This is a genomic window from Prosthecobacter sp. (assembly GCF_044373815.1).
Classification (GTDB): domain Bacteria; phylum Verrucomicrobiota; class Verrucomicrobiia; order Verrucomicrobiales; family Verrucomicrobiaceae; genus Prosthecobacter.
The window spans coordinates 1-8,613 of the sequence record NZ_JBIPNG010000281.1; the positions used below are offsets into that span (position 1 = coordinate 1).

The 8,613-nt window shown below is 56.9% G+C and carries 6 protein-coding genes; 3 read left to right on the plus strand and 3 right to left on the minus strand.

From position 1 onward, the window contains the following. Positions 1-345: 345 nt before the first annotated feature. Together ACIREA_RS20315 and ACIREA_RS20320 are read left to right on the plus strand one after the other, a co-directional pair. Complete coding sequence (locus ACIREA_RS20315) at positions 346-1,314, plus strand: hypothetical protein (protein WP_397384171.1); 969 nt, start codon at positions 346-348, stop codon at positions 1,312-1,314. A 44-nt stretch (positions 1,315-1,358) separates the two neighbouring features. Beyond that, complete coding sequence (locus ACIREA_RS20320) at positions 1,359-2,801, plus strand: hypothetical protein (protein WP_397384172.1); 1,443 nt, start codon at positions 1,359-1,361, stop codon at positions 2,799-2,801. A gap of 204 nt (positions 2,802-3,005) precedes the next feature. Here ACIREA_RS20320 and rpoN read toward each other — a convergent pair whose 3' ends face one another. The 3 genes from rpoN to ACIREA_RS20335 form a co-directional block, all read right to left on the minus strand. Then, positions 3,006-4,424: an RNA polymerase factor sigma-54 gene (rpoN, locus tag ACIREA_RS20325; protein ID WP_397384173.1), complete on the minus strand. Its 1,419-nt coding sequence runs from the start codon at positions 4,422-4,424 to the stop codon at positions 3,006-3,008. Between the two features lie 168 nt (positions 4,425-4,592). Further along, positions 4,593-5,570: a hypothetical protein gene (locus ACIREA_RS20330; protein WP_397384174.1), complete on the minus strand. Its 978-nt coding sequence runs from the start codon at positions 5,568-5,570 to the stop codon at positions 4,593-4,595. A gap of 150 nt (positions 5,571-5,720) precedes the next feature. Continuing rightward, positions 5,721-7,688, minus strand: coding sequence for a phospho-sugar mutase (locus ACIREA_RS20335; protein ID WP_397384175.1), 1,968 nt, complete (start codon positions 7,686-7,688; stop codon positions 5,721-5,723). 179 nt (positions 7,689-7,867) lie between these two features. On the opposite strand from ACIREA_RS20335, the gene ACIREA_RS20340 reads away from it, so the two are divergent. Beyond that, positions 7,868-8,613 (plus strand): SPFH domain-containing protein (locus ACIREA_RS20340; protein WP_397384176.1); only part of this gene is annotated, 746 nt, incomplete at its 3' end.

Below are 8,613 nucleotides of genomic sequence, written 5' to 3' on the forward strand. Positions count from 1 at the left end.
AGTGCGCGGAGGTGGAGGAGGCGCTGGCGTTTTATACTGAGATTGCGCGGCGGTTTGTGTGAGGGGCGGGGGGGAGTGGAGGCACAGAAAGCGGTGCTTGCATGAGCAGTCTTCGTTTTCACGATGAGGAGCGAATGGCGCTAGTTCTTCTGTTTGTGCTGCAAGGTGAACTCCACCTTCGTAAGATCTACTACATCACCGCTGAGGTAGAGGAACTGTCGTGATGGTCATAACCAATTTCCCTCTTGCGCTGCGCCCAAGGGACCCTTATCGACCGATTTGCTACCGGTGGTTCTGCGCTCGCTCACTCTACCATACCAGACGGAGTGAAAAGCATAGCTTACTTTGCGCATCGGTATTTGCTTGCGCTGTCTGAAAGGTCGCCATTCGACGGCGATTGGCTACATTCAGCTTGTCTTTTTAGGCTCATTAGGCTTTTATTCTATGATGTTTCTGATTCGATCGCTTTTTATTTGCATTGCTTTTATTTTGCTTAGTTGCGTTGGCGCAACTGCTGAATCTGACAAGGGGCAAATTCGTGCTGCTTTTTTTAGACGACGTGATGTCGATATAGAACTCAAAGACGATGGTACGTGGATCTGGTGGCGAGACGCGCGAACACAGCCCATAAGCACCGGCAAGTGGACCCAGAATGGAAATGAGATTTCCTTTGCGGGGACCGAGAGGGAAATTGGGCGTTTACTAGGACCCTCACGCTCGAATTTCCTTGGTAATAACTACACTGGCGTGCTCGCCAACGGCAAGTTTACGCTTAGTGAGATAGATCCATTCGATCCATTTGAGGTAAGTAGTATCGACTATAAGGTACCCAAACAACCTAAACTCAAGTTCCTTACAGGTGTGCCTGCCCCAACCCCTGAATTAGTGCCCCAAGAGAGCCAAGATCGTGTTAACGTCGAAGCCGAGTTGAAAGAGGCTCAGAAACAGTGGGAGAAAGACGAGCAGCGAAAAGACGATGACTTTGAGCGCATTCACAAACAGAAAATCGAGGAATGGCGTACAAAACTTCGCGCCGGGCAGGCGAGCTATGACGATCATCCCGACGTGCAGATAATGCAGCGACTCATGGGAACCGAAGGTATTCTTATCGCGCCATCGGTGGCGAAGGAGCACGACAAAATCCTCATAGATCGCGGCTGGTATCCTATCCCACTCAGCCAATCCCAAATCGAAACCAACATCAAGGAAGGACGCGAGAGCCACAGAGAGCGTCCTGACGTACCTAGTGAAATTAAACTTCCGACCTACAACGCGGTCCGGGACCATTTTTTGAAAGGTAAAGACGGCAAATAGCCGCAAATCTGTTCGGAAGGATCCTAAAATTGAATCTTGACGCCATGAATTCAAATTTATGCCACCGACTAAGCTTGGGCGTGCTCAGCGCACTTACAATGATCGTGCCGCTACAGGAGTCGCACGCGGAATCAGAAAAAATGGTTCCCATTTTCAAGGCCGTCGCAGAAATGGATTTTGCAAAGGCGGAAACTTTGATAGAGCTGGCTGAAAACGGTGCTAGCGAAGAGGAGCGAGAGGTTTTGAATCGGGTGAAGGGGTCTATTGCAAACATAGTACGCCCGAAGCGGCTGAATTTTACCGCTCAGCAGACGGATCAAGAGGCAACAAGGAAATTCGACAGTGCCGTTTCCTTCGCAAAGCAATGGCGGAGCAGCCATGATCGCCAATACTTCGTCGCTGCTGTTAAAGATCTCCAAGGAGTGCTTGCTGATAAGCCAAACCATTTCCAGGCGATGGCGGAGCTTGCGGGTCTTTTGTATACGGACGGTGCGTTCGACGCATCGTTGTGGTGGTCTGTAAAGGCGCTCCGAACGGCGGACCAAATTTACCTTGGCACGTCCGAAGGAAAACTATGGGAGGCATCCCAGTTGAATACGATCGCCTGGACTTCGGTGATAATTGGTGACTTCTCCATGGGGGAAAAATTTGGAGCACTGGCGGTGGCGAGAATTCCAGATGATTCATCCTTTCATCATACACTTGGAGCGGCCCTGATGGGAAAGGGGAAACTGGAGGAAGCACTGCTTCGGTTCGGCATGGCGGCCAGTTATGCAGAAAAAAAAGGAAATACGGCATCCTTGGCTGTAGCGCTTGGCGATAGAGGAGTCTGTTACGCTAGGCAGTCATTCGTTCAGAACGACTCCATTTCAAGCGCCTGCCGGAAATCGGCGCTTAATGATTTACAGAGGGCGCTCCAACTTAGACCAAACTATTATGCTTCAGGACATTGGAAGGAGGCTCTAGATATTGTGGCGCAAAGGACCGTCGGCATTACAAATAGATGTTCGATAAAACTTGTCTATTGGACCCGATGGGGAAACGGTGAGTGGAAGCAATCGGACGTGGGCCCGAACGGGAAGGGATGGCGGCATTCCACGTCCCCTACTATCACCGAAAAATTTCAAATTAAGTTTCAGCCCGTGCCAGGGGACGAGGCTGCTCCTGAAAAAGTTTATGCGCTGAATTCGACACTCTTACCAAAGGATGGTCAAGAGCCGATCGAAGAATACCACTTCGACGACGCAGACAGCTACTTCGTGGCAAACATCCGTGATAACGATACTCTTACGATCCGTAGCGGCCCTGGAGAGCGCAATGCAGCTGTAGCCTCGCTGTCAAAGGGAACGGCAGGAATCAAAATCACGGGGCCCAGTGTGCAAAACGGGCTTGATGATTGGACTCCCGTGAAATTTGGTGATAATAAGGGGTGGACACGCATCAAGTTTCTTAAGCTGTTGCGGGTGGATTTGTTTTCGAGTGACTAAGTAGATTCATTTGGGCCGTATCACATACCATGTGAAGATGAAATAGTCGTTGGCGCTTTCCCAGTAGTTATCCTTAACAGTTATTTTTATTCACGCGACTGAGGTGAACGAGGTACATCTTGCGAGGAGTGGCACTTTGTTGCGAGCTTTGATGGCTAGCTCCGCCATGGTTGGCGATGCAGATAACGCACTATGACCAGCGGATTACGAGAACGACTTGCGCAGGTGGCTGGGCAGGATGTTCAGGGCTTCGCGGTACTTGGCCACGGTGCGGCGTGCGACCTTGATGCCCTGGCCATCCAGCAGCTTGGCGAGTTTGTCATCGCTGAGGGGCTTGTGCTTGGGCTCGGTCTTGATGAGTTCGGCGATGGCGTTCTTGACGCTGGTGTTGCTGAGGTCGTCACCGGACTCGGTCTTCACGCCGTGGGAGAAGAAGAACTTCATGTCAAACACGCCATGCGGAGTGGCGATGTATTTGCCGGCGATGGCGCGGCTGACGGTGGTCTCGTGCACGCCGACTTCATCGGCCACGGTGGCCATGTTGAGCGGGCGCAGGAAGTTGGTGCCCTTCTCCAGGAACTCGCGCTGATATTTGAGGATCTGCGTGGCGATGCGGTGGATCGTCTGCTGGCGCTGATGGATGGAACGGATGAGGAACTTGCCGCTGCGGATCTTGTCGCGCACGTAGTTGCGCACTTCACCGTTGTTGCCGGGGGCGCTGAGCAGGTCTTTGTAGGTGTTGCTGATGCGCAGGTGCGGCAGGTCGTCATTGGTCATGACGGCCACCCATTCACGGCCCTGGCGCTCCACGACGACATCCGGCGTGACGTAGTTGTTGGAGGAGACGGCAAAACGCTGCGCCGGGCGCGGGTCCAGCGTGCTGATGAAGTCTGCGGCGCGTGAGATCTGCTCCAGCGGCACGCCGAGCTTGCGGGCGAGGATGGGGTAGCGCTTGTTCGCGAGATCGTCGATGTATTGATCGACCAGCCGCCATGCGAGGCTCTGCTTTTTGCCGAGGCGCTCCAGCTGCACCAGCAGACATTCGCGCAGATCTTCCGAGCCCACACCGACGGGATCGAAGCTCTGCAGCAGCTTTTTGGCGGTGATCAGGACATCGATGGGAATGCCGTGGTTCAGGCTCAGATCATCGATGCGGGTGTTGAGAAAGCCGCGGTCATCCAGATTGCCAATGAGGAACTCCACCTGCGGGGCGAGGCTGGCTTTGGCATCCGAGGTGTGAAGCTGGGAGAGCAGATGCTCCTGCAGCGTGGTGGGTGCCACGATGGAGTCCATGAGGAACTGCCAGCGTTCCTGGTCATCACTGCGGCGGGTGGCGGTCTGCTGGCGGCTCTGCTGCCAGTATTCGCGCCACTCATCATCCATCTGCGTCAGGGCGTCGATGTCACTGTCATCCACGCTGCGGTCATCGGGATCATCGGGGATGGCGTCCTGGATGGAGGTTTCCGGCGCTTCGAGTTCGAGCACCGGATTGATTTCGACCTCTTGCTGAATGATCTGGCGCAGCTCCAAAGTGGGAGCCTGCAAGATCTGCAAACTCTGCTGCATCTGCGGCCCGATGGCGAGCTTTTGAGTCTGTACCTGGTGTAGTCCGTGGTCGGCCATGAATGGTTGTAGGACAGCCAAGCGCCGTCCTACCCTTTTAGCAAGCATTCTTCAGGCCAGTGTCGCGTTTATTTTCGAATTCGTCAAAAGAGCCGTGGCTGGCATAGAAACAGAAACCCCGGCCGCTACCGGGATTTCCAAGATCATCCGAGAAAGAGCCTTAAGCCCTCAAGGCACCTCAAAAACCTTCTGAGTGGTGGGGTCCAGCGCCAGAGAGCCACTTTCGAGCCCGGTGATGTCGAGCTCTTTGTAGGGAGGGTAAGGGCTGATCACACGGCCTGGCTTGGCCGTTTTCTTGCCTTTCAAAAACGATCCGGAAGATCCGCTGCTGGAAGTGGTGGCGGGAAATTCCTTGGGGGTGGATTCGGAGCGGCGCGTGGTGGGCGCAGGTGTTGGCGGAGGGGCGTCCTGCTTGGGCTCCTTCTTGGGCGTCACCGTGGCAGGTTTGCTCGTCGTCCTAGGGGATGGCGGGGAGTCGTCCACCTTGGGCGGAGTGTATTTGCGCGTGGTGCTGGGGGAAGGAGTCTTGCTCTGCGGGGCGGGTGCAGGAGAGGGGCTTTTGCTGCGGCTCGTGTTTGACTGCGACGGGGCCGGAGCGGTCGGCTGCTGCTGGGGCGGGTAGTTGTAGCGCGGCTGTCCCTGGGGCTGCTGTTGCGGCTGCTGCTGGGGATATTGGTAGCCGGGCTGCTGCTGGGGGTAGCTGGAGCCGGGAAGGGGATATCCCTGCGGAGACTGCTGCGGATAATTGGGAGCGGCCTGCGGGCGCGGCGTGGAGTCCAGGCTGTAGCCGCCGCCGCTCTGACCGTAGCCCTGCGGTGGGTTGTCATAGCCGGTGGGGTCTTTTCCATAGAAAAGACGGCGTGCCATCTCGCTCATGCGCTGGCCAAACTTTGGCAGAAACTGCAGTGGGCTTTCATACTGCGACTGGGGCTGCTGCTGCGGATAGCCGTAGCCTTGCGGCGCTTGCTGATAGCCCTGAGGAGGGCTGTATTGCTGCGGATAACCACCCTGCTGGGGATAACCCTGCTGCTGCGGATAGTAGCGCTGCTGGTTCTGCGCCATGCCCGTGGATGCAGAGAGGATGGTGAAACACCAGCCCAGTCCAATTGAGCTGATCAGCCCCCTGCGAGTGGTTTGCGAATTCATAATGGTTAATAGTTCTTAAATTTCTGAGAACTTCAAGCCGCAATTTCCGGCCCTCCGCCTCAGGAATGAGGTCACAAATGGATAGACGAATGCGGCTGAAGTTTGTTCAGCCGCATTGCCATTTCTTCGAATCTGTCGTGAACTCCGGCCTTATGAAGCCAGACGGGCGTCGATGTCTTTGTCCAGCCAGGCCCACATGCTGGCGAGGCCTTCGGTGACTTTCGTCTTGGCGGCGGTGAGTTCGTCGGCGCTGAGGCTCTGACCTGCGGCGGGGACGCTGCGGCCAAACATGTAGTATTTGATCTTTGGCTCGGTGCCAGAGGGGCGCACGGCAAAGCTGCGGCCATCGGCGAGATCCACAAAAAGCATCTTCTCCTTCAGCACCACGTCGCCTTCTTCATCGGTGATCTCATCCTTGCGGAAATCGCGCACCTTGATGACGGCGGAGCCATCCACTTCCTTCGGCGGATTGCTGCCGTAGCTGTCGGCCAGCTTGGCGATCTGCGCGGCACCGCTGGCTCCTTCGAAGACCTTGCTCTCGTTGCGCTCCAGGAAGTAACCCACTTCACAGTATACCTGATCCAACAGCCCCACCACGGTGAGGCCCAGGCTGGCGGCATAGGCGGCGAGCTCGGCAAACATGACCACGGCGCCGTTGCCGTCCTTGTCGCGGCTGAAATCATCGCCCATGTAGCCGTAGCTTTCCTCACCACCGAAGACGAGGAACTTGCTGTGCTTGAGGCGTGCGTTGCGGCTCTCCACGTTGTTGAGGTCGCGGTAGCGGCTCTGAATGTCGGCTGGCAGGGCGGCTTCGTATTTGGAAAGCTTGGCGCTGATCCATTTGAAACCGGTGAGCGTGTTGACGCAGTTGATGCCAAATTTCGCGGCAATCGCGTCCTGCAGCGGGCTGGTGACGAAGGTCTTCAGCAGCACGGCGTGGCTCTTGTTCTCAGCGGTGAGAATGCCGAGGTCAAACATCGTCTTGGTGCGGTACCAGGCCATGAGGGAGCCCACCTGATTGCCGGTGAGCAGCACCATTTCGCCAGCGGCATTCCGCACGCCCACACCCATGCGGTCGCAATCGGGGTCCGTGCCGATGATGATGTCCGCGCCTTCCTTGTTGGCCAGATCCACCGCCATCTGCAAAGCGGAGGCGTTCTCCGGATTCGGGGACTTCACGGTGGGGAAGCGGCCGTCGCGCACGTCCTGCTCCGGCACGGTGAGGAAATTGAAGCCGAGCTTTTTCAGCAGCACGGGCACCAGCACGCCGCCGGCGCCATGGAGTGCGGTGAAGACGATTTTGAGCTTCTTCGCTTCTTCCTTCTGCAGCAGTTCGGGCTGCAGCATCATGGTTTCCACGCGGGCGAGATACTTCTGGTCCATGTCATCGGCCAGGGTGGTGAGCTTGCCGCGTTCGGCCTCGGGCAGCGCAGTGTATTCCTCACCCTTGATGGCGTTCACTTCCTTGATGATACCGGTGGCGTGAGGCTCCACGATGCCCGCGCCGTCGTTGAAATTCACCTTGTAGCCGTTGTCATGCGCCGGGTTGTGGGAGGCGGTGATCATCACGCCCGCATCCGCACGGAGCTGGCGAACCGCGAAGGACATTTCCGGGGTGGCGCGGCAGTAGTCAAAGAGGTACACATTCGCCCCGTGATCCATGGCGATCTTGGCGCAGAACTTCGCGAATTCCGGCGAGAAATGACGCGTGTCATGCGCAAAGACGATGCTTGGTTTGCCGCTGAGCTTGGCGTTGGCGCGGAAGTTTTTGAGGTAGGTCACCAGGCCACGGGTGGCGCGGCTGACGTTGTAGAAGTTCATCGCGTTCGTGCCCACGCAGGGGGCTTCGGGGCGCTGGTCTTCAGCGGCGCTGCCGCGCTCCGCCTTGGTGACGATCTTGCCCACCGTGCGGCCACGCAGACCGCCGGTGCCAAATTTGAGCGCCTGGAAGAAGCGGTCGTTCAGTTCCGCCCACTGGCCTGCGGTCGCGAGTTCCTCGATGCTGGCGCGGTAAAGCGGGTTGTCGCTGGCCGCGAGCAGGGCGCGGATGTTGTCGTAGCTGGCGGCGAGGAGTTGCCCGGAAGAGGCGGCGGCTTGGAGTTGATCGGCAAGGGACATATGAAATAGCAATTTGAACCAGTCATTTAAGGAATCAATCGGCAAAGCGCTCAGCGCAGAATGAGGGATGCTTTACAAACGGAGGCGCAGAATTGCACTCGCCAAAAGGAGAGCACCTCTTTAATATCGCCCTCGTTCCCTGCCAGACACACCGCAAACACTCACCTTTTTATACGATCATGGGCCTGATGGATTACCTCAAAGGACAGTTCTTGGAAATCATCCAATGGACGGACGACTCACGCGACACGCTCTCCTGGCGCTTTCCGGACGAGGACAAGGAAATCAAGCGCGGCGCGCAGCTTATCGTGCGCGAATCGCAGATCGCCCAGTTCGTCTATCTCGGTGAATACGGCGACACCTTCGGCCCCGGCAAGCACACGCTGAGCACGGAGAACATCCCGATCCTCTCCACGCTCAAAGGCTGGAAGTACGGTTTTGAGTCCCCCTTCAAGGCGGACGTCTACTACGTCACCACCCGCCTCTTCACCGGCAACAAGTGGGGCACCAGCAACCCCATCATGATGCGGGATGCGGACTTCGGCATCGTGCGCGTGCGCGCCTTTGGCACCTTCGATTTCAGGATCACTGAGCCCAAGCTCTTCCTCAAGGAAGTCGCCGGCACGGACAATCACTTCCGCCTGGATGAATTCGCCGACACCATGCGTAGCCGCATCGTCAGCGTGTTCACCGATGCACTCGCCACCGCCAAGGTGCCCGTGCTCGACCTCGCCACCCGCTACTCCGAGCTCGGCGAAGCTCTGCTGCCCATCATCAATCCCACCACGCAGGGCAAGTACGGCATCGAGATCACCAGCTTCATCCTCGAAAACGCCAGCGTGCCGCCGGAAGTCGAGGCCGCCATCGACAAGCGCAGCAGCATGGGCGCGATCGGGAACCTGAACGACTACGTGAAGTTCCAGAT